The sequence below is a fragment of the Mesorhizobium zhangyense genome (assembly GCF_011045115.1).
Lineage (GTDB): Bacteria > Pseudomonadota > Alphaproteobacteria > Rhizobiales > Rhizobiaceae > Mesorhizobium_M > Mesorhizobium_M zhangyense.
The window spans coordinates 175,092-199,032 of sequence record NZ_JAAKZG010000002.1; the positions used below are offsets into that span (position 1 = coordinate 175,092).

General features: G+C 63.1%; 20 protein-coding genes. 11 read left to right on the forward strand and 9 right to left on the reverse strand.

Going from position 1 to position 23,941, the window contains the following annotated elements; all coding sequences use genetic code 11:
* Positions 1-57: 57 nt before the first annotated feature.
* Positions 58-1,395 carry an NAD(P)H-dependent oxidoreductase gene (locus G6N74_RS04455; protein WP_165114824.1) on the forward strand — a complete coding sequence of 446 codons (1,338 nt, stop codon included), beginning with the start codon at positions 58-60 and terminating at the stop codon, positions 1,393-1,395.
* A 32-nt stretch (positions 1,396-1,427) separates the two neighbouring features.
* The gene (locus G6N74_RS04460; protein ID WP_165114826.1) at positions 1,428-1,583 is read left to right on the forward strand and encodes a hypothetical protein; all 156 of its coding nucleotides are present in this window, start codon (positions 1,428-1,430) and stop codon (positions 1,581-1,583) included.
* Between the two features lie 70 nt (positions 1,584-1,653).
* On the opposite strand, the gene proC is transcribed toward G6N74_RS04460, so the two are convergent.
* The 4 genes from proC to G6N74_RS04480 form a co-directional block, all read right to left on the reverse strand.
* Entirely contained in the window at positions 1,654-2,469 is an 816-nt protein-coding gene (gene proC, locus G6N74_RS04465; RefSeq protein ID WP_165114828.1) for a pyrroline-5-carboxylate reductase, read from the reverse strand.
* Between the two features lie 80 nt (positions 2,470-2,549).
* Complete coding sequence (locus tag G6N74_RS04470) at positions 2,550-3,716, reverse strand: metallophosphoesterase (RefSeq protein WP_246245643.1); 1,167 nt, start codon at positions 3,714-3,716, stop codon at positions 2,550-2,552.
* Between the two features lie 11 nt (positions 3,717-3,727).
* On the reverse strand, positions 3,728-5,017 hold the full coding sequence (locus tag G6N74_RS04475; protein WP_205826530.1) for an O-antigen ligase family protein: 1,290 nt from the start codon (positions 5,015-5,017) through the stop codon (positions 3,728-3,730).
* A 143-nt stretch (positions 5,018-5,160) separates the two neighbouring features.
* Positions 5,161-6,159 carry a glycosyltransferase family 2 protein gene (locus G6N74_RS04480; RefSeq protein WP_165114830.1) on the reverse strand — a complete coding sequence of 333 codons (999 nt, stop codon included), beginning with the start codon at positions 6,157-6,159 and terminating at the stop codon, positions 5,161-5,163.
* A 171-nt stretch (positions 6,160-6,330) separates the two neighbouring features.
* On the opposite strand from G6N74_RS04480, the gene G6N74_RS04485 reads away from it, so the two are divergent.
* The 3 genes from G6N74_RS04485 to G6N74_RS04495 are packed head-to-tail and all read left to right on the forward strand — an operon-like array spanning position 6,331 to position 9,199.
* Positions 6,331-7,506 (forward strand): glycosyltransferase, encoded by a 1,176-nt coding sequence (locus tag G6N74_RS04485; protein ID WP_165114831.1) that lies wholly within the window; start codon positions 6,331-6,333, stop codon positions 7,504-7,506.
* The gene (locus G6N74_RS04490; RefSeq protein ID WP_165114833.1) at positions 7,503-8,285 is read left to right on the forward strand and encodes a WecB/TagA/CpsF family glycosyltransferase; all 783 of its coding nucleotides are present in this window, start codon (positions 7,503-7,505) and stop codon (positions 8,283-8,285) included. The genes G6N74_RS04485 and G6N74_RS04490 overlap by 4 nt, the downstream gene beginning before the upstream one ends.
* A complete protein-coding gene (locus G6N74_RS04495) occupies positions 8,282-9,199 on the forward strand; it encodes a DUF6492 family protein (protein WP_165114835.1) in 918 nt (305 codons plus the stop codon). The genes G6N74_RS04490 and G6N74_RS04495 overlap by 4 nt, the downstream gene beginning before the upstream one ends.
* A 3-nt stretch (positions 9,200-9,202) precedes the next feature.
* On the opposite strand, the gene G6N74_RS04500 is transcribed toward G6N74_RS04495, so the two are convergent.
* The gene (locus tag G6N74_RS04500) at positions 9,203-10,498 is read right to left on the reverse strand and encodes a lipopolysaccharide biosynthesis protein (protein ID WP_165114837.1); all 1,296 of its coding nucleotides are present in this window, start codon (positions 10,496-10,498) and stop codon (positions 9,203-9,205) included.
* Between the two features lie 168 nt (positions 10,499-10,666).
* On the opposite strand from G6N74_RS04500, the gene G6N74_RS04505 reads away from it, so the two are divergent.
* The 3 genes from G6N74_RS04505 to G6N74_RS04515 all read left to right on the forward strand — a co-directional run bounded on the left by G6N74_RS04505 (position 10,667) and on the right by G6N74_RS04515 (position 15,321).
* Positions 10,667-13,261, forward strand: a complete 2,595-nt coding sequence (locus G6N74_RS04505; RefSeq protein ID WP_165114839.1) for a GumC family protein — start codon at positions 10,667-10,669, stop codon at positions 13,259-13,261.
* A gap of 130 nt (positions 13,262-13,391) precedes the next feature.
* The gene (gene folD, locus G6N74_RS04510) at positions 13,392-14,291 is read left to right on the forward strand and encodes a bifunctional methylenetetrahydrofolate dehydrogenase/methenyltetrahydrofolate cyclohydrolase FolD (RefSeq protein ID WP_165114841.1); all 900 of its coding nucleotides are present in this window, start codon (positions 13,392-13,394) and stop codon (positions 14,289-14,291) included.
* 67 nt (positions 14,292-14,358) lie between these two features.
* A complete protein-coding gene (locus G6N74_RS04515) occupies positions 14,359-15,321 on the forward strand; it encodes a GlxA family transcriptional regulator (protein ID WP_205826531.1) in 963 nt (320 codons plus the stop codon).
* A 232-nt stretch (positions 15,322-15,553) separates the two neighbouring features.
* Here G6N74_RS04515 and G6N74_RS04520 read toward each other — a convergent pair whose 3' ends face one another.
* The gene (locus tag G6N74_RS04520; RefSeq protein WP_165114845.1) at positions 15,554-16,306 is read right to left on the reverse strand and encodes an SDR family NAD(P)-dependent oxidoreductase; all 753 of its coding nucleotides are present in this window, start codon (positions 16,304-16,306) and stop codon (positions 15,554-15,556) included.
* Between the two features lie 127 nt (positions 16,307-16,433).
* On the opposite strand from G6N74_RS04520, the gene G6N74_RS04525 reads away from it, so the two are divergent.
* Positions 16,434-16,877, forward strand: a complete 444-nt coding sequence (locus G6N74_RS04525; protein WP_205826532.1) for a MarR family winged helix-turn-helix transcriptional regulator — start codon at positions 16,434-16,436, stop codon at positions 16,875-16,877.
* 230 nt (positions 16,878-17,107) lie between these two features.
* Here G6N74_RS04525 and edd read toward each other — a convergent pair whose 3' ends face one another.
* The 3 genes from edd to zwf all read right to left on the reverse strand — a co-directional run bounded on the left by edd (position 17,108) and on the right by zwf (position 21,233).
* The gene (edd, locus tag G6N74_RS04530; protein ID WP_165114847.1) at positions 17,108-18,931 is read right to left on the reverse strand and encodes a phosphogluconate dehydratase; all 1,824 of its coding nucleotides are present in this window, start codon (positions 18,929-18,931) and stop codon (positions 17,108-17,110) included.
* Positions 18,932-19,058: 127 nt separating this feature from the next.
* Positions 19,059-19,760: a 6-phosphogluconolactonase gene (gene pgl, locus G6N74_RS04535; protein WP_165114849.1), complete on the reverse strand. Its 702-nt coding sequence runs from the start codon at positions 19,758-19,760 to the stop codon at positions 19,059-19,061.
* Between the two features lie 3 nt (positions 19,761-19,763).
* On the reverse strand, positions 19,764-21,233 hold the full coding sequence (gene zwf / locus G6N74_RS04540; protein WP_165114851.1) for a glucose-6-phosphate dehydrogenase: 1,470 nt from the start codon (positions 21,231-21,233) through the stop codon (positions 19,764-19,766).
* A 197-nt stretch (positions 21,234-21,430) separates the two neighbouring features.
* Between zwf and G6N74_RS04545 the strand changes: the two genes are divergently transcribed.
* Both G6N74_RS04545 and G6N74_RS04550 read left to right on the forward strand, forming a co-directional pair.
* Positions 21,431-22,906 carry an aldehyde dehydrogenase family protein gene (locus tag G6N74_RS04545; RefSeq protein WP_165114853.1) on the forward strand — a complete coding sequence of 492 codons (1,476 nt, stop codon included), beginning with the start codon at positions 21,431-21,433 and terminating at the stop codon, positions 22,904-22,906.
* A 222-nt stretch (positions 22,907-23,128) separates the two neighbouring features.
* Entirely contained in the window at positions 23,129-23,878 is a 750-nt protein-coding gene (locus G6N74_RS04550) for an SDR family oxidoreductase (RefSeq protein ID WP_165114855.1), read from the forward strand.
* Positions 23,879-23,941 lie beyond the last annotated feature (63 nt).

Sequence of the window (23,941 nt, forward strand, 5' to 3'; positions counted from 1 at the left end):
GCAAGACGGGCGCAATTCCCGTAACATCGTTCAGTTTTACCAAGCATCGGAATTGCCATGACCAATGTCGCCCTCACCGGGCTCGCCCGTGATCTTGCCAGACGTGCGGAGGAGGGGCGGCCGGTTCGTATCGGCGTTATCGGCTCGGGCGAAATGGGCACCGATCTGGTCACGCAGGCGATGCTGATGAAGGGCGTAGAGGTCTGCGCCATCTCTACCCGCCGCCCACATACCGCGCGCGAGGCGATAAAAATTGCATACGGCGACGAAGCCATGGCGCGCGAAGCCGACACCGCCTCGAAGATCACCGAAGCGATCGAGGCCGGCAAGATCGCCATCACCTCCAACGAAATGCTGGTCACCAACCCGCTGGTCGATGTCGTCATTGATGCCACGGGCAAGCCCGGCGTCGCAGCCGATTTCGACCTGAAGGCGATGGAGCACGGCAAGCATCTCGTCATGATGAATGTCGAGGCCGACGTCACCATCGGCGCTTATCTCAAGCAGGAAGCCGACCGGCTCGGCGTCGTCTATTCGGTCGGCGCCGGCGACGAGCCGTCGAGCTGCATGGAACTGATCGAGTTTGCGTCGGCACTCGGCTACACGATCATTTCCGCCGGCAAGGGCAAGAACAACCCGCTCAACCATGATGCCGTGCCCGACGACTATCGCGAGGAAGCGATCCGCCGCAACATGAACCCGCGCATGCTGGTCGAGTTCATCGACGGCTCGAAAACCATGGTCGAGATGGCGGCCATCGCCAATGCTACCGGGCTGGTGCCCGACAAGCCCGGCATGCACGGCCCCAAGGCCGACCGCGACCAACTGGCCAAGGTGCTGATTCCGCGCGAGGACGGCGGCGTGCTGAGCAAGAAGGGCGTCGTCGATTACACGATCGGCAAGGGCGTGGCGCCGGGCGTCTTCGTGATCGTCGAGGCGACCCATCCGCGCATCATCGAACGCATGGATGATCTGCATGTCGGCACCGGTCCCTATTACAGCTTCTTCCGGCCATACCACCTGACCTCGCTGGAAGTGCCGCTGACTGCGGCCCGCATCATGCTCTACGGCAAGCCCGACATGGTGCCGTTGCCGAGGCCGGTAGCCGAAGTCTGCGCGGTGGCCAAGCGCGACCTGAAAGCCGGCGAGACCTTCGATGCCATCGGCGAAACCTGCTACCGCTCCTGGACGATGACCGCAGAAGAAGCCCGCGCCGGCCACGCCGTGCCTGTCGGCCTGCTGGAAGGCGGCAAGGTGCTGAAGCCGGTCAAGAAAGGTGAGCTGCTAACCACCGACAACGCCGGGCCGGATGTAACGACGCGGCTGTATGAGTTGCGGCGGCGGCAGGATTTGATGCTTTATGGGGCTGCTGAGAGTTTGGCGGCCCTTGTTTGAGTGGTGGTCGACGGACGAGTGATGGAGCAGTCATGAAGAAGAAATTCAAGACTTCCCTGACCGAGGTGGCAATCGACGCCCCAGTGCCACCTGAACTCAAACGCGAAAACGGCCGCTTACCCTTGGCCGAGCGCCTTGCGACAATCGCCGGAAACCTCAAAGCCGGAAACGGTGAGGGCGGCAAATAGATGTCCAAGGACGAAATCGATCAGATGTGGGGCCACACCTGATATCTACCGAATTGCTGGCCGGCGCCCCCTACTTCCCCAACTCCACCGACCTCACTCGCGCCGCCTCTACCGCTTCGGTCAAGAGGTTCTTCAGCCGGTCCTGACCCATCAGTACCGCAAGCGCTGCCGCTGTGGTGCCGTTGGGGCTTGTCACCTGCTGGCGCAGAACGCCGGGTTCTTCGGCACTTTCGGCGGCGAGGCTCGCCGCGCCGAACACGGTCTGCATGGCGAGCAGCTTTGCCGTTTCCTTCGGCAGGCCGGCGTGCTCGGCTGCGGCAGTCAGGCATTCGATGAAGTGGAAGATATAGGCCGGGCCTGAGCCGGAAACCGCGGTCACGGCGTCCATCAGGCCTTCGTCATCGATGGTCGCCACCGCACCGCTGGCTGAAAGAAGCTCCTCAACGAAGCTCTTGGTTTCCGGCGATACATTGCCGTTCGCATAGACAACCATCATGCCCTTGCCGATTGCGGCGGGCGTATTCGGCATCACCCGGATGATCGGCGTCTTGCTGCCGAGGATGGCTTCGAAGGTCGCAACCGGCGTTCCGGCGGCGACGCTGACGAAGGTCGTCTCACCGTTGCCGAGATGCTTGTAGGCGGCTGTCACGTCGCGGATCACCTGCGGCTTGACCGCCAGCACCACCAGCTTCGGCGTTTCGCCAGCCGGCAGGCCGCCGGCATCCGGACTTGCCGCAGCACCCAGCGTTTCGGCACGCGCGCGCAAATCCGCATTCGGCTCGACGACGAAGGTTTCGGCTGGCTTCAACTGGCCCGATTTCAGCCAGCCCGCGAGCATCGCGTATCCCATATTGCCGCAACCGGCGAGCACGACTTTGATTGTCATTTCAGTTCTCCAGATCAGACCTCAATAGACGGTCATGTCCGGATAAAAAAGGGTGGCCGTGCAACTGGCCCAAATCCTCGTCAGGGCGTGTCCAGCTTCTTGCTGAAGGCATTGGTAAAGATCATCTCGCCCCTGTCGCCGACCGCCTCGGCCAGCGCGACATCCATGTAGTCGTTGGTGACATGGACGATGGCAAAGCCGCCCATATAGGCGGCCTTGGGCTTGAAGATATCGAGCCCGTCGCGCTGGTAGATCATCGCCGTCTCGTGCTGATGGCCGTGAAAGATGCCGACGACATTGTGGCCGGACAATACCGCCAGCAGTGCCTGGCGGTCGTCCTCGCTCCACCAATGCGGTGCGCCAGAGCCGTCATCGTCGAATTGTTTTTTCGCCGGGTCCCATTTTTCCGTTGAGAACGGATCCCAGCCATAGTGCTGGAACAGGATCACCGGCTCGCCGTTGCCGGCATAGGTCGCCAGATCCCGTTTCAGCCATGGCAAGCCGCTCACCGCACCCTTGGCGGTGTCGCCGGCAAAGCGGTGCGTCTGGACCAGATGTAGGCCGCCCCAGTTCCAGGAATAGTCGTCCGAAGCGCTGTCGTAGTTCTCGGCCGGCACCGGCGGCTTGAAGAACACACTCGGGCGGTGGTTGATTTCGATATAGTCGCGCAGTTCCTGCCGGTACCAGTCGGTTTGCGGCGGCGGGCCGTCCTGGTCGAGATCGTGATTGCCGAGGCCGGCATAGACGGGAAAATGCACGCGGTCCGGCCCACTGCCCTGCTGGTAGCGATGGCTGAATTGCAGCAACTGGGTACCTTCCCGCGGTTGCGTCATCTGCCCGCCGCCATCGTCGGTCAGGTCGCCGCCGACCACCACGCCGAGCGGCCGGGAAATCTTCCTGCCTGCGCCCGCAAGCCCGCTCGCCGCGCCATCGATATCCTGCGGCCAGCGATTGTTCGGAACCCGGTTAAGTGCTGCGATGTGGCGTAGCAGGTTCTGGTCCGTCTTGCCTTCCTGCAGGCAGTTCGGACTGAGGCCGCTGGCCATGCGGCAGGCGTGAACGTCGTTGGTGAAGATGAAGGTGGCGTCGATCATCCGGCCGGAAGCCGGCGCCACGGCGAAAGCCTCGCGCGGCAAGGCAGGCAGCACAGCCAGCCCGAGCCCGCCAAGGATCAGTTCTCGCCGGGACAGCCGGACCGGAGGAGCAATGTCACGCGCGCTCATGCGGTGAAGATGTGACGTCCGCATGCGCTTTGCAACTAGCGTTTCGTCCGTGTCGCCACCGGAAAACGCGCAACCAGCCTGAGCCCGATGATGCTGAAGACGAAGAACAGCCAGACCGGATCGGCGCGGCGGAAGAAAAAACTCTCCAGGAAGGAGTTCAGCGCGGTGAACAGAAGGATCATCATAAAGAAGTCGCCGAGATAGACGTTCTCCTTGCGCATCGGGATGCGCATGTAGTCGCGCAGCGGCGCGATGAAGAAGGCCCAGGCCGCCACGCAAAGTGCCGGAATGCCCATGATGACGGCGATGTCGAGATATCCGTTATGGCCATGTACGATGCTGCGGATGTCCCATGGCCGGTCGAAGGGCTGGTCCATGGTCCAGAGGAACATCGTGCCCCAAAAACTCTCATAGCCGTAGCCGGTCCATGGCTTCTTGGCGATCATTTCGCCGGCGAACTCCCACAGCGTGGTGCGGCCGGTATAGGTCAGGTCGGGGAAGTTGTGGTGGACGAACAAACGCAACGGCTCGATGAAGACGATGCCGAGCGTGCCGATCGTCGTGCCGATGATCGCCAGCAGGAACAGGGCCGGTGTCAGAGAGCGCACCCCGAAGATTCCCGGCACCGCCACCATCAGGATCGCAAGCGGCACCAGCCCGGCAGTGGTCTTGGAGCCGGTGTTCATCATGAAGATCATGGCGGCGACCAGCAGGAAGGGACCTGTGATCTTCCAGCCGCGCCGGAACAGATAAAGCCCGCCGAAGCTGAAACAGGCCATCACCGGACCGGCGATGTTCTTGTGGGTGAACACGCCGCGCCACAGCCCGGCATGTTGCGGCTCGGCGCCGGCGGTCGTGTGCTTGGCCTCGTTTGGAAACAGCACCAGCCCGACGAAACACAGCACCACGATGAAGATGCCGGAAAAGGCGATAACGGTCGAGAATGCGTCGGCGTCGCGCGGAATGGCCAGGACCGTCGCCATCACCAATATGCCGATGATGGTGAAGGAAGCGGCACGCAGTGCCGCCATCGGGTCCGTCGCATTGGCGACCGAAAGCATCAGGAAACCGAGCAGCAGCAGGAAAGACGGCGCAAACAGCGCCATCAGCACGCGCCGGTCGGCAAAGGTGAACAGCGAGAAGATCGAGATCGCGCCCAATGCGCCGAAGCCGAGCTGGTTGACGATGTCGCCGCCCGCCGACGGCATCTCGGCGCCGCCCGGCTGGAACGGCCGGAACGATATCATCACGATGGTCAGCAGCAGCGAGGCGATCGCGGTGGCGATGCCGGTGCGCGTGAAGGCGCCGGCCAGTGTCGTTCGCAATGAAATCTTTCGAGGACTCGTTCCGCCGAGGTGTATAGCGTGGTTTTCGAGAAGCGGAGCGGAGCGGACATGCGGTCCGTGAGCACCGGAAGCGGAGAAAATCGCGTCAGACGACCGGTGGGGCGAAGTCATCGAAAGGTTTCTCAGTTCTTTTCGGGCTGACGATATTGCTCATTGGCATATCCGAATTCGGCCATCACCCGGCCGAGCGCAACATAGACGGGATAAAGTCCGACAGAAAGCGAGCGCGTTTCATAGAGCCGCCGTGCGCCGCGGATCGGAGAAGCCGCCAGCAGCGCCAGGCTTTTCAACAGCACTTTCGTGTTGGCGAAAGGCGTGCCGGCCCGCTTCTTCTTTTCCACCAGCGTCGAAATCACGCCATTGCGCAAGGCACGGGCGCGGATCCAGTCGGCCTCGACCCGGCGAGCCGGTACAGCCTCGTGGACGGGCGCTTCCGCACACCAGCCGAGCCTGAAGCCGCGTTCGGCCGAGCGGCTCAGAAAATCGGAATCGCCGCCGCCCATGAAATTGAACCGCAGGTCGAGAAAGGGCGGGCCCATCGCCGCCAGAACATTGCGTCCGATCAGGAGATTGCCGGACGAGTAGAGCGCCGGCACGCGCCCGCTTTCGCTATAGGGTGGCGCAAAGACCGGATGCGTCGCCCACTTTTCGTGAGCAGGTTCTGCAAAGACGGGAATTTGCGGGCCGCCGACAATGTCGGCACGCATCGTCTCCGATGCCAGGCACATCCGCTCCAGCCAGTTCTCGTCGGCGATCTCATCATCGTCGATGACAAGCAGGTGGCGAAAGGCAGGAAAATAGCGGATCGCCGTCTGCCAGCCGGCATTGTAGGCGCTGCAGTTGCCACGATCATGCGCAATGATGACCATGCCGGGAAGATGTCCGGCCACGAACAGCGGCGTCGCTGCCCTGGCGCCTTCGCGCTTTTCAGCCTCGTTTTCCATGACGATGATGGCGAAGGGGCGTTGCGTCTTTTGCGCACGCAGTGAGTCGAGCGTGGCCAGCAATTGCTCCGGCCGGCGGAAAGTCGGCACGGTAACAACCGCTTCCATTGCCGCAAAGTCCAGGGCAGGAGACTTGCCGGCGATCGAAACGGCGCCGTTTGATGGCGAAAGGGTCATGCGCGGGCTGCCGATTGAGTTTGGGCTGTGATATCACTATCGCCGATAACGGTTCGTTAAACACCTTTCGTGGAACGGGCTTCGCCGACGGAGCAATCGCGACAATCATATGTGTCATTTAATCAACGGTTCACTGCGCTCTGCTAGCGAAAATGCTGACGTAGGGGTGTGATGCATCTTCTGTTTGCAACATCGATCGTGCCGGACGGCGCGCTGGAATCGGGCTACGAGATCGCCAACGCCGCGGTCATCGATGCTTTGCATCGTGCTGGCGTGCGCGTCACGGTCATCGGCTTTGCCTGGCCGGGCAAGCCGCCGGCCGATCCCGACAACACCGTCGTGCTCGGCGAAATCGACGTTCGCACGGAAGACGCCCCGTTCAAGCAGAAGATCGCCTGGCTGGCCAAGGCAATGCGCACCGGCCTGACCTTCTCATCGGTGAAGCTGCGCGCCGTCACTGCCGGGGAGTTGCGCCAGGAGATCGCTGCGGCCGGGCCTTTCGACGGCTATGTGCTGAATTCCGTCCAGTTTGCCGGCGCATTCGAGGGCGTCTTCGACGACCGACCCTCGATCTTCGTTGCGCACAATGTCGAGCATCGCTCGGCCATCGAGATCGCGCATTCGGTCAACAGCATGCTCCAGCGTTTCATGTATACGCGCGAGGCGAAGCTGCTGAAGACGCTTGAATTGCGGCTGTGCGAAAAGGCGCGTTTCGTGTTCACGCTGGCGGAGGAAGACCGCGCAGCCCTCGGCGTCGCCTCGGACGACAGGTCGGCGGCGCTCCCGCTCGTCACGCGCCACACGCCCCCGCCGCAGCCGTCGAAGCGGCAGATCGAGTGTGACGCAGCACTCATCGGCACCTGGACCTGGCAGCCGAACCGCATTGGGCTGGATTGGTTTCTGGGCGAGGTCGTGCCGCAACTGCCGAGCGATTTTCGCATCCGCATCGCCGGGCGCACGCTCGCGGGCGCAGCATCGAGCCATCCCGGCGTGGAGTTCGTCGGCCGTGTGCCCGATGCCGAAGCATTCGTGCGAAGTGCAGCGGTCATCCCGCTGATCAGCCGTGCCGGCACCGGCGTGCAGCTCAAGACCATCGAAACTTTCGAACTCGGCCTTCCCGCGGTGGCGACCCGAAGTGCGCTCCGCGGCATAGACCATATGCCGGAAAACTGTGTCGTCACCGACAATCCGGCGGTTTTCGCCAAGGCGCTCGAACGCGCAGCGTCCGGCAAGGTTGCCGACGCCGATGGCCGCATCTTCTACCGCCAGCAGCGCGCGGCACTCGATACGCAGGTCATGCGCGGCCTTGACAAGATCGGCTACCAGAGAGACGGAGCCGCCGCATGAACGTCCATGCCGGCCGCCGGTCCTCCGATGTGAAGTCCTGGAGAATGATACTTGGCATTCACGTCGCCAATATCGAATGGGGTGAGGCGATCACCATCCTGAAGCGCAAGCTGGATGACAACCGCTTCACCAAGATCAGCTTTCTCAACGCGCACAACGCCAACATTGCCTGCGTCGATGAAGCCTTCGCCGACGCGCTGAACGATTTCGTCATTCTGCCGGATGGCATCGGCGTCGATATCGCGTCGAAACTGCTTTACGGCGCGCCGTTTCCGTCGAACCTGAACGGCACCGATTTCATTCCCGCGTTCCTGAAAGCGTCTGCCCGTCCGCTAACGGTCGGGCTGATTGGCGCAACGCGCCGCAACGCCGACGAAGCCGCACGCAAACTCGCAGCATTGGCCGAACAGCACAGCTTTGCCGTCATCCATGACGGCTATTTTGCGCCCAAGGATGAGCCGGAAATCCTCGAACGCATCAGAATCCTGCGCCCCGACATCCTGCTGGTCGCCATGGGCGTGCCGCGCCAGGAATTGTGGATCGCCCGCAACCTCACCAAGCAGCATTGCATTCTGCCGATCGCGGTCGGCGCGCTGCTCGATTTCCTCAGCGGCTCCGTGCCGCGCGCGCCCGGCTGGATGCGCACCCTGCGGCTCGAGTGGCTGTTCCGCCTCATCATCGAGCCGCGCCGCCTGTGGCGCCGCTATATCGTCGGCAATCCGCTCTTCCTCGCCCGTGCCTTGCATCAGAAGTTTTTCGGCGTGAGGGAAGAACGGTGAACAGCCGGTTCGTTCCCTCCGATGACAGGCGCTCGAACATGCCGGTGACCTTGCAGTCGGCAATGGTGACCGCCAGCTACGCGCCCGATTTCGAACGCTGCCGGCTGCTTTGCGAGACCGTCGACCGCCACGTCACCGGCATGGCGCATCACTACATCCTGGTCGAGCATCGCGACGTGCCGCTGTTTCGCCAGCTTGAAACGCCGAACCGCACGGTGGTCGACGAGCGCGACCTGCTGCCGAACTGGCTTCATGTTCTGGACGACCCGCTCAGCCTGTTTCGCCGCCGCGTCTGGCTCAGCCTGCGCACCATGCCGCTGCGCGGATGGCATGTGCAGCAGTTGCGCCGCATCGCGGTAGCAGTGCATGCGAAGGAGGACGTTCTTGTCTATGTCGATTCCGACGTCGCCTTCCTGAAGCCGTTCAACTTCTCCGCCTTCCAGCGCGAGGGCAAGGTGCGGCTTTTCCGGCGCGACAACGCGATGGCAGGCGGCGATCAGGGCGAACACCGCATATGGTCGCGCAATGCGGGGGCAGCCCTCGGCATTAAAAACCCCGAAACATCACCGCATGACTACATCTCGACGCTGATCGCATGGCGACGCGACAGCGTGCTGGAAATGTGCCGGAAGATCGAGGCGGTGCATGGCCGCCACTGGATCGCGGTTCTCGGCTCGGCGCGAAAATTCTCCGAATGCCTGCTCTATGGCCGCTTCGTCGACGAGGTTCTGCAAGGGCAGGGCCATTTCCACGGCGCGGAGGAATTCTGCCGCGTGCACTGGACGGGCTCGGCCATGTCGGAGGCGGAATTCCGCGAATTCGTCGCCACCATGTCGCCCGAGCAGGTGGCGATCGGCATGCAGTCCTTCATCGGCACCGACCTCGACCGCATCAGGCGGTTGGTCGAGGCGTAGCGCTTACACGGCCTTGGCCGGCAGCTTCAATGCCGAATAGGTGAGGGCCGCCGAGGCCAGGTAGAGTGCCGCGAACACGCCGTTCAGCCACCAGATCAGGTCCGGCGTTTCCAGCCCTCGCGTCAGTATCCAGATCAGAAGCACGGCCTTCAGCCCGGCCAGCAGCGCTAGGTTTATCGCGCGGATCAGCGTCTGTCCTCGCGCGAACAGCAGCTCGGCCTGGTATTCCACCAGGTTGCGCAGGCCCGGAACGCATATAGCAAGCGCAACCAGCGGGGCGGCTTCGGCGACGTTTCTGCCGAGTGCGTTGGGGAAGAAATGCAGGACCACCGCAAGGCAGAACAGGGCCAGCGTCGAGACGAGGAACACGCCGAGCTCTATGCCACCGCGTACTTTCAGGCGTCTCAGCATTTCCGGCGCGCGCATCATGCGCTGCACCAGCATCATCGAGAAGGTTCGGATCGGTATGGCGGTGAGATCGACCAGCCGCATGATGATGGCGTAGAGGCCTGCAAGCTGCGGCCCACCGATCGACAGCACCAGCAGCTTATCGAACTCCATCTGCAGATAGAACAGCACTTCCGCGCCAGCGACATAGACCGAATCCGCCAGCCGCCGCATATAGAGCGGAATGCGCAGCCGCAGGCGCTGGCGTGGATAGAAGAAGCCGAAGGCGATGACTGCTGATATGGCGTTGGCGGCGATGTAGAACAGTACCCAGTCCTCCAGCGTATGCGTCGGCCAGAAGTAGAACGCCGCCGCGAAAGCTGCGCGCGCCACGGTTCCGAGTATCGCCATGATCGCCGCGCGACCGAAGCGGCCGAGACCGTTGTTGACGATCAGCGCCGCCTCGACGGGCCGCCACAACAGTGCTTCGGCAAAGACCACCGTCGCAAAGATCTTGAGCGGCAGTTCGCTTGAAAAGAACAGCAGATAGATCCCATAGGAAGCCGCCGCGAGCAGCGGCAGCGACAGGACCGCAAGCAGGATGAAACCCGCCGTGAAGGTGCCGATAAGGTTCGGCCGGATCGTGGCCGTCCGGTAAAGTGCTGAGATGAAGCCGAAAGCGAGGATGCGCGACAGCATGACGCCCGCTGCCGAGGCGGTTGCGAAGAGGCCGAAGTCAGCCAAAGACAATGTGTTGGCGAGTGCTATGAAATAGATGAGTGAGAAGACCAGCCGCCCGCCGGCGCCACTGATCGCCGAAAAATAGTCGCGTACGAGGTTGCGTCGTTCCGACAGGAACGCGGTCAGTCGCGCGGTTGGCCGCGCAGGCCTTGTGTTGTTGCTCTGGGTCATATTTGAGTCGAGAAACTACCGTTGAAAGCTTAATGTCCCGCAAAGCAGGATGCACGCTGGCGCTTACCGCAAGTTGCACCTAAATTAACGTTTTGTTTCCCATACTTGTTTAGCGTGACTTAACGATCGGTTCTCGATCACCGTGCCCCGTTTGGAAGCTGTCGCAGAATGTTCGACACCGAAAATCGTGATGATCGAAAGCGTTCGCTGCTTGCCTATGCCGGCGATGATCGTGATGCCCGAAAGGCACCACGCCCCGGTTCCCTGCTTTCTATGGCGAATTCGGAGCCGGAAGCCGATCCGGTAGAGCGCCATCGGGCAGCAAGGGCACAGCGCGAAAGCCGCCGGGAAGCACCTATTACGGCAGAAGCGCCGAGCGCGCAGCCGGCAGAAACCTCAACTGAGGCTCGATCTTCGTGGCACATCGCCGATCTGGTTCCTGGCTGGATGTCGCGTATGGCGCAGCATCGCCAGCATCAGCTATCATCGGTCTCCGCCGAAGCCGCCTCCGTCGATCAGGACCGGCGGCTTGCAACGCGGCGGCAGGATGATGACAGCGTGCGTGGCAACGAAGATCAGTTCGCTCAAAGGGGCGATGATGGTGACGACCAGCAGTGGAAGCCGCTGGTCGACCCGATGAAGGTCATCGGCGGTGTCGCCCGCTCCAAATTGCTAATTGCAGCGACGACGATACTCGGCGCGCTGCTCGGCATCGCCATCGCATTGTCGACGCCCAAGACATACGAGGCGGCAACCGAGTTGCTGATCGATCCGCGCGACCTCAAGCTGGTCGACCGGGACCTCACCCAGGCCGGCTTCTCCAACGAGGCGACGCTCGCCATCGTCGAGAACCAGGTTCGCGTCATCACGTCGGGAACCGTGCTCAACAAAGTCGTCGACCGCCTCAATCTCGAAAGCGATCCCGAGTTCAACGGGCAGGGCGGGGGCGGGCCTCTGTCATTCGTCCGCTCGCTGCTGTCACGCGGCAGCAACGGCGCCGACGATCCCGGCCGCCGCCGCTCGCTGGCCGTCGGCAACCTCGCCAAGGCCCTTTCGGTGGAACGCGGCGGCAAGACCTTCGTGGTCGTCATCGATGTGAAGACGCAGGACGGCGAGAAGTCGGCGCTTATCGCCAACACCATGGCGGATGTTTTCCTGAAGACCTATGGCGAGTTGCAGTCCGATACCGCCGGCCGCGCCACCGACGAACTGACGGCCCGTCTCGACGAGCTTCGCAGCGGCGTGGAAGCGGCCGAGCGCAAGGTCGAAGCCTTCAAGGCCGAGAACGATCTCATCAACGCACAGGGCCGCCTGATCAGCGACGACGAGATCCTGAAGCTCAACGAGCAGCTTTCGATCGCGCGCGCCCGCACGCTGGAACTCAATGCCAAGGCCGCCTCCACCAGAGGCGTCAATGTCGATTCCGTTCTCGGCGGCGTGCTGCCGGAAGAGATAGCGTCGGCGAGCATGACCGAACTGCGCTCGCAATATTCGACGCTGAAGGGTGAGGCCGACCGTCTCGCCGTCAAGCTCGGGCCGCGCCATCCGCAGCGCCAGGCGGTCGAAGGGCAGCTTGCCGGCGCGCGAGACCAGATCGCCGCCGAACTGCGCCGCATCGTTTCCTCGGTCCAGACCGAACTGAAGCGCGCCGTGCAGCTTGAACAGGAGCTCTCCTCGCGGCTGGCCCAGCTCAAGGTGCGTTCGGGCAGCGTCAGCAGCGAACTCGTGACCCTACGCGAACTGGAGCGCGAGGCGACCGCCAAGCGCGCCGTCTACGAATCCTTCCTGCTGCGTGCCCGCGAGACCGGCGAGCAGAGGGACATCAATACGGCCAATATGAGCGTGATTTCGGTCGCATATGCGCCGTTGCAGGCCAATGGGCCGTCACGCTCGACGATAACGATAGCCAGCACCATCCTCGGTTTTCTGGCGGGCATCGGGCTGGGCGGCATGCGCGGCGCTTATGAAAGCCTGCGCGATACCGCCGACGATCGCCGTCGCCGGCGCAATCCACGCAAGCGCGACGCCGCGCCGCTGGATGTCCCGCCGGGCAACCGCGAGCCAGCGCAGCATCCATACCAGCCGGCCCCGCAAGCTGCACCATCTCCATTTGCCGAACCCGCCTTCGCACGCGAACCCGCGGCGCCGGCTAGCGCGTACTCCGTCGCGGAACGCGCAGTTTCGCAGCCGGCTCCAATGCCGCAGCAGCCTTCCTACCCAGAGACAGACCCGAGGCAAAATCCCGCCGCCGGCTACCCGACTTATCATGCGCCACAGCCGGTTCAAGCGCCTGTGACCTATCAGCAGGCTGCGGTGCCGCCTTTCGTCCAGCCGACGCCTCAGCCGCAGGCCTATCCGCAGCAGCCGGCGCCGCATGTCGGGCATTATGGGCAACCGCCGGTGCAGCCCATGACTTATGCGCCACAGACAACGCCTTATCCGCAGGCGCCCGCGCAGATGTACCAGCCGCTGCATTCGCAGATTCAGCCGCAGGGCTATTATCCCTATCCTCAGCAAGCGCCTGCCTTTGAACAGCAAATGCCGGTTCAGCCTCAGCCGGTAGCGCCGCCCGCATATCAGCCGATGATGCCGGGGGCATTCCAGCCCGCGTCCGCACCGCAGCCGCACGCGCCGGCCGGCCAGCAAATGCCGGATCCTGCGGCCCATCAGCCGCCCATCGAAGAAATCCGCGCCAGCCTGCGCGACTTCCGCCAGGCCGTGGAAGAGCTCGCGACGTCACGCGCGCGCCGCCGCTATTTCTAAATAATTCACCGCTGTTTCACGTTAGCGGCACGCCGTGCCGTATTGACGGGATTGCGCTGCGAATTTTTCGTGACTATGCCTGATATACGGGTATGCTTGCTATGCAAGAAAAATTCATAGGAAGAAATAAATGGCTGAAGTGATCGATGGCAAGCTGGTAGCCGAAGATGTTGTCGCGACCGTCAAGCGCCTGACCGCCGATCTGTTGGCCAAGCATGGCGTGACGCCCGGCCTTGCGGTGGTCATCGTCGGCGAGGATCCGGCCAGCCAGGTATACGTCTCCTCCAAGGGCAAGAAGGCCAAGGAGTGTGGTTTCCACTCGGTCCAGCACACGTTGCCCGCCGACACCGGCGAAGCCGAGCTGCTCAAGCTCATCGGCGATCTCAACGCTGACCCGGCCATTCACGGCATCCTCGTTCAGCTGCCGCTGCCCGATCACGTCGATGCCGGCAAGGTCATCCAGACCATCGCGCCGGAAAAGGATGTCGACGGCTTTCACTTCATCAATGTCGGCAAGCTCGGCACCGGCGAACTGGCGACGGCCTTTGTGCCCTGCACGCCTGCCGGCTCGATGCTGCTGATCGAACGCGTGCGCGGCAAGGATCTGTCCGGCCTCAATGCCGTCGTCGTTGGGCGTTCCAACATCGTCGGCAAGCCGATGGCCAATTTGCTGCTCGCCGCCAACTGCACCGTCACCATCGCCCACAGCCGCACCAAGGACCTGCCGGCAATCGCCCGCACCGCCGATATTCTGGTAGCAGCCGTCGGCCGTCCGGAGATGATCAAGGGCGACTGGGTCAAGCCGGGTGCTACCGTCATCGACGTCGGCATCAACCGCATTCCGGCGCCCGAAAAGGGTGAGGGCAAGTCGCGGCTGGTCGGCGATGTCGCCTATGCCGAGGCGGCGAAGGTCGCGGGCGCCATCACGCCGGTGCCCGGCGGCGTCGGCCCGATGACCATCGCCATGCTGATGGCAAACACGCTTGTCTCTGCTAGTCTCGCTGCCGGCATCGAACGCCCGTCCTTCTAACTATCTTTCAGCCCAAACGCAGGTGGCATCTTTGCCGAAGCTTCCCGTTCCGGTAGATATGCCGCCCATGGCCGATTTGGTTCAAGGCGGCCGGCAGTTCGCTTTCCTGCTGGTCGACAAGTTCTCAATGTTTTCCCTGGCAGCCGCGATCGACACGGTTCGTTCGGCGAACCGTCTGCTCGGCCAGGATTATTACGGCTGGACGACGGTCTCCGCCGATGGCGATTCCGTCATTGCGTCCAACGGCCTGCCTTTGAAGGTCGATTACAGCGTGGCCGATGTACCGCCCGTCGACATATTGTTCGTCTGCGTCGGCCTGACCACGGAATTCCCCGGCAAGAGCAAGGTGCTCGGCGCGCTTCGCAACTGGGGAAGGCGCGGCGGCACGCTCGGCGCGCTCTCGGTCGGCTCCTACCTGCTGGCCGAAGCCGGCCAGCTCGAGGGCCATCGCTGCACCATCCATTGGGAAAACCGCGCCGGCTTCACCGAGCGCTTTCCCGACATCAACTGCACCGGCAACGTCTTCGAGATCGACCGCAAGCGCTACACCTGCGCCGGCGGCACCACCTCCATCGACCTGATGCTGGAGATCGTCCGCACCGATTTCGGTTCCAACATCGCCAATGGCGTCGCCAACCAGTTCCAGCACGAGCGTATCCGTTCGGCCGGAGACCGCCAGCGTGTCGGGCCGGAGCGGGACCTCACCGGCAAGTCGGAAAAGCTGCGCAAGATCGTCGAATTGATGGCCGACAATCTCGACGAGCCGTTTTCGGCGGTGCAACTGGCGAAGTCGGCCGGCCTCTCGGTGCGGCAGGTAGAGCGCCTGTTCCTGCGCCATCTCACCGTCACGCCCGGCCGCTACTACATGCGCCTGCGGCTGGAGCGCGCGCGCGAGCTTTTGCGTCAGACCAACATGCCGATCCTCGACGTGGCCATCGCGACCGGCTTCACCTCGCATTCCTATTTCGCGCAAAGCTATCGCCTGCAATTCGGCCGCCCGCCCAGCGAAGAGCGCCGCACGACCTATTAGAGCATGTCGCATTTTATGCGCCCCAGCGCTCCCTGCCTTCCAACGTCGGCGCTGCCCCTCACCTGCCTGCCGGCTTCCTCTCCCCGTATAGAGACGGGGAGAGGAAGGCTGGCCGCAACGATGACGCCTCCCTCTCCCCGTTCTTACGGGGAGAGGGTAAGGGTGAGGGGCAGCACGACATCCAAAGGCCATGCCCCCGCAGTGAGATGAAGGCCATCTCCATCAAGTTGTCTCAGGCCGCGAGGAACCCGCCGTCAGTCGCCAGCACATGCCCGACGACAAAGGCCGACTGGTCGGATGCAAGCCACACCACGGCTTCCGCCACTTCTTCGGGTTCGCCCATGCGCCGCAGCGGCAGCCCCGCCGCCACCGCCTCCAATCCTCCGACGCCGGACGCCGCCAGCTTCATCATGTCGGTCACCACCCGGCCGGGCGCGACCGCGTTGATGCGCACGCCGCGCGACGCATAGGTCATCGCCGCCGAGCGCATCAGCGAGATCACTGCCGCTTTCGAGGCCGAGTAGAGCGCGAAACCGGGGTTGGGATTGCGCACACCGCTGACGGATGTGTTGATGACGATGCGCCCGCTGCCTTGCGGCAACATCACCGCCAGCTGCTGCTTCAGGCACACGAACACGGAGCGCACATTGGTGTCGAACACAGCGTCGAATGTCTCGGTGCTCTGCGTCTCCAGCGGCCCGGGCCGTTCCTGATAGCCGGCATTGTTGAAAGCCACATCCAGCCGCCCAAACCGCTCGACTGTCGCCCGCACCAGATGCTCGACTTCCTCGTCATTGGTCACGTCCGTGCGCACGAACAAGCTTTGCGCCCCGGTGGCGCGGCATGCTTGCGCAACGGCTTCACCTTCCTCGGCGCGACGCCCCGCAATGACCACTGCGGCGGCACCTTCGACGGCCATCTTGAGCGCAGTCGCCTGTCCGATGCCGCTGCCGCCGCCGGTGATCAGGCAGACGCAGTCAGCCATTCGGGCATGTGCTGCTTGCTCGTTTGAATTAAAGGTTTCCACGGACATGTCTGCCTCGTTTACGCAACTCTGATTGATTTCAGATAAGTTGTATCTTACAACTAATTATAAACAAGAGGATCATGAAATGCTGGAAAGCGAAGAGATCGAAAAGGTCCGCGATTCCTCGCGCAAGCTCGTGCGCGAACTCGGTTTCATGCGGCCCACTCTTGCCTCAACCGGCCTGCCGATTTCCGCCGTTCATGCGCTGATCGAGATTGGCGGCAACGAGGCGATGACTGCCGGCATGCTCAGCGAAATCCTCAACCTCGAAAAATCGAGTGTCAGCCGGATGCTGCGCAAGCTGGTCGATACCGGCGAAATCGAGGAGCGGACAAGCCCCGGCGATGCCCGCTCAAAGCTCCTGACGCTGACGGCGCGCGGAAAGGCGACGCTCGCGGCAATCGACAGTTTTGGGCAAAATCAGGTTGCCGCGGCCTTCCGGCATTTGTCCGACGATCAGCGGAGCACGGTTGTTGCCGGGTTGATCGCCTACGCTGAGGCGCTGCACACAGTCCGCGCCGGCAAATGATGCGAAGTTCGACGCTCCTCTAAGGAGACAGGCGCTTGCGGAGGGACCCCTACCCCTAACCCCTCCCCACAAGGGGAGGGGGACTTTGCTGCACGGCTGCTCAGCCCCAATCTTTAACGTTCTTGGTGGCAAAGGCGATGAAATCGTCCCCCTCCTCCTTGTGGGGAGGGGCTAGGGGTGGGGGTCCCGCCGCAAGTGCTAATCCTCGATGAGAAACAGGCCGCCCGTCTTCAAACCATCCCGAACGCGCTCGCGCCCTGATCGGCACGAGCAACCATCTGCCGGAATCCAGCGAACAACTCGCGCCCGAAACCATATTCGTTTGCCGTGAGGTCGATCAGCGGCACCTTGCGCGCCTTCAACTCAGCCTCGGGAACGAACACTTCCAGTGTCCCATTGTCGGCATCAAGCCGCACGATATCGCCGTCGCAGATTTTGCCGATCGGCCCGCCTTCCAACGCTTCCGGTGTCACATGGATCGCCGCCGGCACCTTGCCGGATGCGCCCGACATGCGGCCGTCGGTGACAAGCGCCACCTTGTGGCCGCGGTCCTGCAGGATGCCCAGAATGGTGGTCAGCTTGTGCAGTTCCGGCATGCCGTTGGCGCGCGGTCCCTGGAAGCGGATGACGGCGACGAAATCGCGGTCGAGTTCGCCGGCCTTGAAGGCGTCGTTCAGCGCCTGCTGGCTGTCCAGCACCACGGCGGGTGCCTCGATCAGGCGGCGTTCGGGCTTGACGGCAGACGTCTTGATGACGGCGTGGCCGATATTGCCCGACAGCATTTTCAGGCCGCCATTCGACTGGAACGCCTTGGCAAACGGCGCCAGCACCTTCTCGTCGCCGCTCTGCTTGGGCGCGGCTTCGCGGGTGACGCTGCCGTCTACGCCAAGCTTGGCTTCGACTGCATAGGGGCGCAGGCCTTCGCCCCACACGGTCTGCACATCCTCATGCAGCAGGCCGGCGTCGAGCAGTTCGCGGATCAGGAAGCCGAGCCCGCCGGCGGCGTGGAAATGGTTCACGTCGGAAAGACCGTTCGGATATACGCGCGCCAGAAGCGGGGTCGCGTCGGAGAGATCGGAAATATCCTGCCAGGTCAGCTTGATGCCTGCCGCTGCCGCCATAGCGAGCAGGTGAATCGTGTGGTTGGTCGAGCCGCCGGTGGCGTGCAGGCCGACGACGCCGTTGACGATCGACCGCTCGTCGATCATCCGCCCGACAGGCGTATAGGCGTTGCCGAGCGCGGTGATCGCCAGCGCGCGCTTGGCGGCTTCCCTGGTCAGCGCATCGCGCAGCGGCGTGCCCGGATTGACGAAGGATGCGCCCGGCGTGTGCAGGCCCATGATCTCCATCAGCATCTGGTTGGAATTGGCCGTGCCATAGAAGGTGCAGGTGCCAGGGCCGTGATAGGACTTCGATTCCGCCTCAAGCAGTTCGGGACGGCCGACCTTGCCCTCGGCATAGAGCTGGCGAATCCGGGCCTTTTCGTCGTTGGGCAGGCCCGACGTCATTGGCCCGGCAGGAATGAACACGGCCGGCAGATGGCCGAAGGTCAGGGCCCCGATGAGCAGGCCCGGCACGATCTTGTCGCAGACGCCGAGGAACACGGCGGCGTCGAACATGTTGTGGCTGAGGCCGACAGCCGCCGCCATGGCGATCACGTCGCGCGAAAACAGCGAAAGCTCCATGCCCGGCTGGCCTTGGGTGACGCCGTCGCACATGGCCGGCACGCCGCCCGCCACCTGCGCGATGCCGCCCACTTCGCTCGCCGCCTGCTTGATCATCTGCGGAAAGGTCTCAAAAGGCTGATGCGCCGACAGCATGTCGTTGTAGGAGGTGATGATGCCGAGGTTCGGCACCTTGTCGCCGCCGAGCGCGATTTTTTCAGACGGGCTGCAAACCGCAAAGCCGTGAGCGAGGTTGCCGCAGGAAAGCACCGCGCGGTTGGCCGAGCGGCTGGAGGCTTCGGCGATGCGCCCGAGATAGATTTCTCGCGAGCCCCTGGACCGCTCGCGGATGCGGTTGGTGATGGCTTCGATATCGCTTCTCGCGGTCATGGCTCTCGGTCCTGTCTTGTTGTTTGACCATGACCTTTTCGAAAACCGGTTCCCGTCTTCGGGATCATGGTCTGGATCATGCCGCGGAAAACGTGGAGGAGCGTTCTCCGGCTCGACATGCAGAATATTACAGCGTCCAGAACACCTGGACGGGTGTCTTTGCGTGGTCGAATACGGCGCGCACAGGCAGGTGGCTTCCATCGCCGAGCGCTGCTTCCAGAACGCGGCGCTTCTCCACGCCTTCGATATGCAAGGCGACGAAGCCTGCCTCGGCAATGCGCGGTAGCGTCAGCGTCAGGCGGGGCTCGATGCCGCTTGCCGCATGCACCGGCAGCACGTTCGACTTGGAAGCCGGGTCGAGCAGCGCGGCCAGATTGCCGGCGTCGGGGAAGAAAGAAGCCGTGTGGCCGTCGCCGCCCATGCCGAGGATCGCGGCATCCAGAGGCAGCGCGCTGCGGGCGATTGAATCATTGGCGCGCTGTGCGGCACTCTGCACGTTGCCTGCCTCGGAATAGAGGCCGACGAAATTTGCCGCCGCCGCTTCGTGCTGGAGCAGGTTCGCGGCCACCAGTCCGGCGTTTGAGCGCGGTGAATCCGCCGGCACGAACCGCTCGTCGATCAGCGTCACCGTCACCTTGGCCCAGTCGAGCTTTTCGCGCGAAAGCGTGCGGAAAAACAGACCGGGCGTGGTGCCGCCGGAAACGGCGATCGTCGCTTTTCCGCGCAAGGCGATTGCATCGCCGAGAACCTTGGCGACCGTGCCGGAAAGCCCCAGCGCCAGCGTCTCGGACGAGGCGAATTCGTGCCAGCTGCGGGCAGCCACGTCCATCGCTCAGCTCTCGTGCCAGGTGCGGCCGTCGCGTTCGATCAGCGCGATCGAGGCGGACGGACCCCAGGTGCCCGAGGTGTAGCCCTGCGTTTCCTGATGGCTGTCGGCCCAGGCGCCCTGGATCGGGTCGATCCACTTCCATGCCGCCTCGACCTCGTCGCGGCGCATGAACAGCGTCTGGTTGCCGCGGATCACGTCCATCAAGAGGCGCTCATAGGCGTCCGGATTGCGCTCCTGGAAGCTTTCGGCAAAGCTCATGTCCAGTGCGACATTGCGCAGGCGCATGCCGCCCGGACCCGGATCCTTGATCATGATCCATTGCTTGACGCCGTCGTCGGGCTGCAGGCGTATCACCAGTTGGTTGGCGATGACGTTGCCGGCACTTTCCTCGAAGATCGAATGCGGGATCGGCTTGAACTCGATGACGATTTCCGAGACGCGCGAGGCCAGCCGCTTGCCGGTGCGCAGATAGAAGGGCACGCCGGCCCAGCGCCAGTTCTCGATCTCGGCCTTGATGGCGACGAAGGTTTCGGTCTCGCTTTGGCCGTTGCCGAGTTCCTCGACATAGCCCTTCACCGGGCCGGTGGCCGATGCGCCGGCGCGATATTGCCCGCGCACGGTCGATTTCGGCGCTTCCTGCCCGTTGATGCGCTTCAGCGAGCGCAGCACCTTCAGCTTTTCGTCGCGCACCGCGTCCGCTTCCATCGAGGCGGGCGCTTCCATGGCGACTAGGCACAGAAGCTGCAGCATGTGATTCTGCACCATGTCGCGCAGCGCGCCGGCCTTGTCGTAATAGGTGATGCGGTCTTCCAGGCCGACGGTCTCGGCCACGGTGATCTGGACGTGGTCGATATGGGCAGAATTCCACAGCGGCTCGTAAAGCGCGTTGGCGAAGCGCAGCGCCATCAGGTTCTGCACCGTCTCCTTGCCGAGATAGTGATCGATGCGGAAAATCTGCTGCTCGGAAAAGACCTTGCCGATCTGGTCGTTCAGTTCGCGCGCGGAGGCGAGGTCGCGGCCGATCGGCTTTTCCAGGACGATGCGCGCGGTTGGCGTGACGAGATCGTTGGCCTTCAGGTAGTTCGAGATATCGCCGAACAGCGCTGGCGCCACAGCAAGATAGAAGACCAGCACGTTCTTGCTGTTGCCGATGGCCTTTTTCAGCTTCGGGAAACCATCGCCGGTTTTCGCGTCCACCGCGACATACGAGAGGCGTGCAATGAAGCTTTCGAGCTGGGCGGGGTCGATTTCCTCCGCTTTTACATGCTCGGAAATCGCCTTGCTCGCGAATGCGCGATACTCGTCGTCGGTCATCGTGGTGCGCGAGGCACCGATAATGCGGGTAGGTTCGGAGAATTGCCCGGCGCGCTGGCGCTGGTAGAGCGCCGGCAACAGCTTGCGCTCGGCAAGGTCGCCCGTGCCTCCAAAAACGACAAGGTCGAAGGCTTCGACGGGGATGATCTGGCTAGTCATTGCAGTTCCGTGTTCACGACGGCGGTGAGTCCGCCGTCTATTAATCTAATCGATTTAAAATTACCAGTGTCAGACTGTCACAGCTTCAACCTTGACACTGGTCCAACCGGGGCGTTTCTCATCAGGCGATAGTCACTCCGGTCTGTTCGCAAACGCAACATAAGACTTGAACGTGACGATTTCCAAAGGAGATTGCGATGGGAACGCATCTTTCCAGAACGGTGGCGGAAGGCCGCGCCTTCATGCAGATCGTCGATGGAAAGCAGGTCGACGCGCTTTCGGGCGAGCGGATCGACGTGCGCTGCCCTTCCGACGGCAAGGTTTTCGCCTCAATTCCCGCCGCCGGCGCTGCCGATGTCGACCGTGCCGTGCAATCGGCCCGCACAGCTTTCGATAACGGGCCATGGAGCCGCACGCCTGCTGTCGAGCGCGGCCGCTGCCTCACCCGGCTTTTCCAGCTCATCGAGAAAAACGGCACCGAACTCGCCGCACTCGAATCGCGCGACACCGGCAAGCCGGTCCGGCAGGGCAGGGCGGATGTGAACGGCGCCATGCGCTATTACGAATTCTACGGCGGTGCAGCCGACAAGATCCACGGCGACACCATCCCGTTTCTGGAAGGCTACACGGCGCTGACCTTGCGCGAGCCGCATGGCGTGGTCGCCGGCATCATTCCCTGGAACTATCCACTGCAGATCCTTGCCCGTGTAGCGGGTGCAGCACTTGCCATGGGCAACACGCTGGTCGTCAAGCCGGCCGAAGACGCCTCGTTGACCACGATCCGCATTGCCGAACTGGCGCTGGAAGCCGGCATTCCAGCTGGCGTGTTCAACGTCGTCACCGGCTATGGCCGCGATGCGGGGGCAGCCCTTTCGGCGCATCCGCTGGTCGACTACGTCACCTTCACCGGCTCGCCGATGACCGGCACCGCTATCCAGCAGGCGGCGGCAATCAACAATCGCGGGGTGACGATGGAACTCGGCGGCAAGTCGCCGCAGATCGTCTTTGCCGACGCCGATATCGAGGCGGCGCTGCCCGTTCTCGTCAACGCGATCATCCAGAATGGCGGCCAGACCTGCTCGGCGGGCAGCCGCGTGCTGATCGAAAAACCGGTCTATGACAGGATTGCCGCCGGCCTCACTGAGCGGTTCTCAAAACTCGTCGCCGGCCCGCATGATGCCGATCTCGATCTCGGCGCGCTGATCAATCCCAAGCAGAAGAGTCAGGTCGCGGGCATGATTGCGGCGGCGCAAGAGGCCGGCATTACGATCCTCGCGCGCGGCTCGATCCATCCTGACGCGCCCACTGAGGGCTATTATCAGGCACCCGTCCTGCTCGGCTCGGTCGATCCGGCGGCGGCAATCGCCCAGAACGAGGTGTTCGGGCCGGTGCTGACGCTGTTTCCCTTCGAGGGTGAGGAAGAGGCCATCCGTCTCGCCAACGGCACCGATTTCGGCCTCGTCGCCGGCATCTGGACGAAGGACGGCGCACGCCAGCACCGCGTCGCCAAGCGCGTGCGCGCCGGCCAGGTTTTCGTCAATGGCTACGGTGCCGGGGGCGGCATAGAACTGCCCTTCGGCGGTTTCAAGAAATCCGGCCATGGGCGAGAGAAGGGGTTCGAGGCGCTTTACGATATGTCGGCCACCAAGACGGTGGTGTTCAATCATGGGTAGTTTGCGGAGGTCGGCGCTCTACGGCGTCCCTCTCTGTCCTGCCGGACATCTCCCCCACAGGTGGGGAGATCAGATGTCATTACTGTTTTCGCCAATCGCCAGCATTGCAGGAAGAGCGCCGTCAATGCGGCCGGCTAATCTCCCCACCTGTGGGGGAGATGTCCGGCAGGACAGAGGGGGGCAACGTAGAGCGCAAGCCTCCGCAACATTTGAGGATCATGCATGCCACGTTTGAAGAACAAGGTCGCAATCATCACCGGTGCAGCAGCGGGTTTCGGCGAGGGCATGGCCAAGCGCTTTGCCGAGGAAGGCGCAAAGATCGTCGTCGCCGACCTCAACGTGAAGGACGCCGAGCGCGTCGCCGCCGAGATCGGTCATCAGGCGATCTTCGTTCAGACGGATGTGTCACTGAAAGCCGAGTTCGACGAACTGGTCGCAGCGACCATGAAGGCGTTCGGGCGCATCGACATCATGGTCAACAATGCCGGCTACACCCATCGCAACGGCGACATGCTGGAGGTCGAGGAAGACACCTTCGACCTGATCACCGCCGTCAACATGAAGGCGATCTACCATGCCGCCCGCGCCGTCGTGCCGATCATGGACGCACAGGGCGGCGGCTCCATCATCACCACGGCCTCCACCGCCGGCCTGCGGCCACGTCCGGGGCTGACCTGGTACAATGCCTCCAAGGGCTGGGCGATCACCGCGACCAAGTCGATGGCGGTGGAACTCGCGCCGAAGAACATCCGCGTGAACTGCCTTTGCCCGGTCGCCGGCGAAACGGGAATGCTGGCCCAGTTCATGGGCGAGGACACGCCCGAGCTTCGCGCCAAGTTCCGTGCCTCGATCCCGCTCGGCCGCCTTTCGACGCCGCTCGACATCGCCAATGCGGCGCTCTGGCTGGCTTCCGACGAGGCGAAATTCATCACCGGCGTAGCGTTGGAAGTGGACGGCGGCCGCTGCATATAGCGCGGCGACCCCGCCTTTATGCTGAGTTCTCCGGCGGGTGAGGCAAGCGAAAGCCGACATGGT

Excerpts from the sequence above, each read along its gene's own strand:
- G6N74_RS04455 (WP_165114824.1), top strand. The coding sequence starts at position 58 with ATGACCAATGTCGCCCTCACCGGGCTCGCCCGTGATCTTGCCAGACGT.
- G6N74_RS04480 (WP_165114830.1), bottom strand. The coding sequence starts at position 6,159 with ATGACCCTTTCGCCATCAAACGGCGCCGTTTCGATCGCCGGCAAGTCT.
- G6N74_RS04550 (WP_165114855.1), top strand. The coding sequence starts at position 23,129 with ATGCCACGTTTGAAGAACAAGGTCGCAATCATCACCGGTGCAGCAGCG.
- G6N74_RS04515 (WP_205826531.1), top strand. The coding sequence starts at position 14,359 with ATGGCCGATTTGGTTCAAGGCGGCCGGCAGTTCGCTTTCCTGCTGGTC.
- folD (WP_165114841.1), top strand. The coding sequence starts at position 13,392 with ATGGCTGAAGTGATCGATGGCAAGCTGGTAGCCGAAGATGTTGTCGCG.
- G6N74_RS04505 (WP_165114839.1), top strand. The coding sequence starts at position 10,667 with ATGTTCGACACCGAAAATCGTGATGATCGAAAGCGTTCGCTGCTTGCC.
- pgl (WP_165114849.1), bottom strand. The coding sequence starts at position 19,760 with ATGGACGTGGCTGCCCGCAGCTGGCACGAATTCGCCTCGTCCGAGACG.
- G6N74_RS04525 (WP_205826532.1), top strand. The coding sequence starts at position 16,434 with ATGCTGGAAAGCGAAGAGATCGAAAAGGTCCGCGATTCCTCGCGCAAG.
- G6N74_RS04500 (WP_165114837.1), bottom strand. The coding sequence starts at position 10,498 with ATGACCCAGAGCAACAACACAAGGCCTGCGCGGCCAACCGCGCGACTG.
- proC (WP_165114828.1), bottom strand. The coding sequence starts at position 2,469 with ATGACAATCAAAGTCGTGCTCGCCGGTTGCGGCAATATGGGATACGCG.
- G6N74_RS04485 (WP_165114831.1), top strand. The coding sequence starts at position 6,331 with ATGCATCTTCTGTTTGCAACATCGATCGTGCCGGACGGCGCGCTGGAA.
- G6N74_RS04545 (WP_165114853.1), top strand. The coding sequence starts at position 21,431 with ATGGGAACGCATCTTTCCAGAACGGTGGCGGAAGGCCGCGCCTTCATG.
- edd (WP_165114847.1), bottom strand. The coding sequence starts at position 18,931 with ATGACCGCGAGAAGCGATATCGAAGCCATCACCAACCGCATCCGCGAG.
- G6N74_RS04470 (WP_246245643.1), bottom strand. The coding sequence starts at position 3,716 with ATGCGGACGTCACATCTTCACCGCATGAGCGCGCGTGACATTGCTCCT.
- G6N74_RS04490 (WP_165114833.1), top strand. The coding sequence starts at position 7,503 with ATGAACGTCCATGCCGGCCGCCGGTCCTCCGATGTGAAGTCCTGGAGA.
- G6N74_RS04460 (WP_165114826.1), top strand. The coding sequence starts at position 1,428 with ATGAAGAAGAAATTCAAGACTTCCCTGACCGAGGTGGCAATCGACGCC.
- zwf (WP_165114851.1), bottom strand. The coding sequence starts at position 21,233 with ATGACTAGCCAGATCATCCCCGTCGAAGCCTTCGACCTTGTCGTTTTT.
- G6N74_RS04520 (WP_165114845.1), bottom strand. The coding sequence starts at position 16,306 with ATGGCTGACTGCGTCTGCCTGATCACCGGCGGCGGCAGCGGCATCGGA.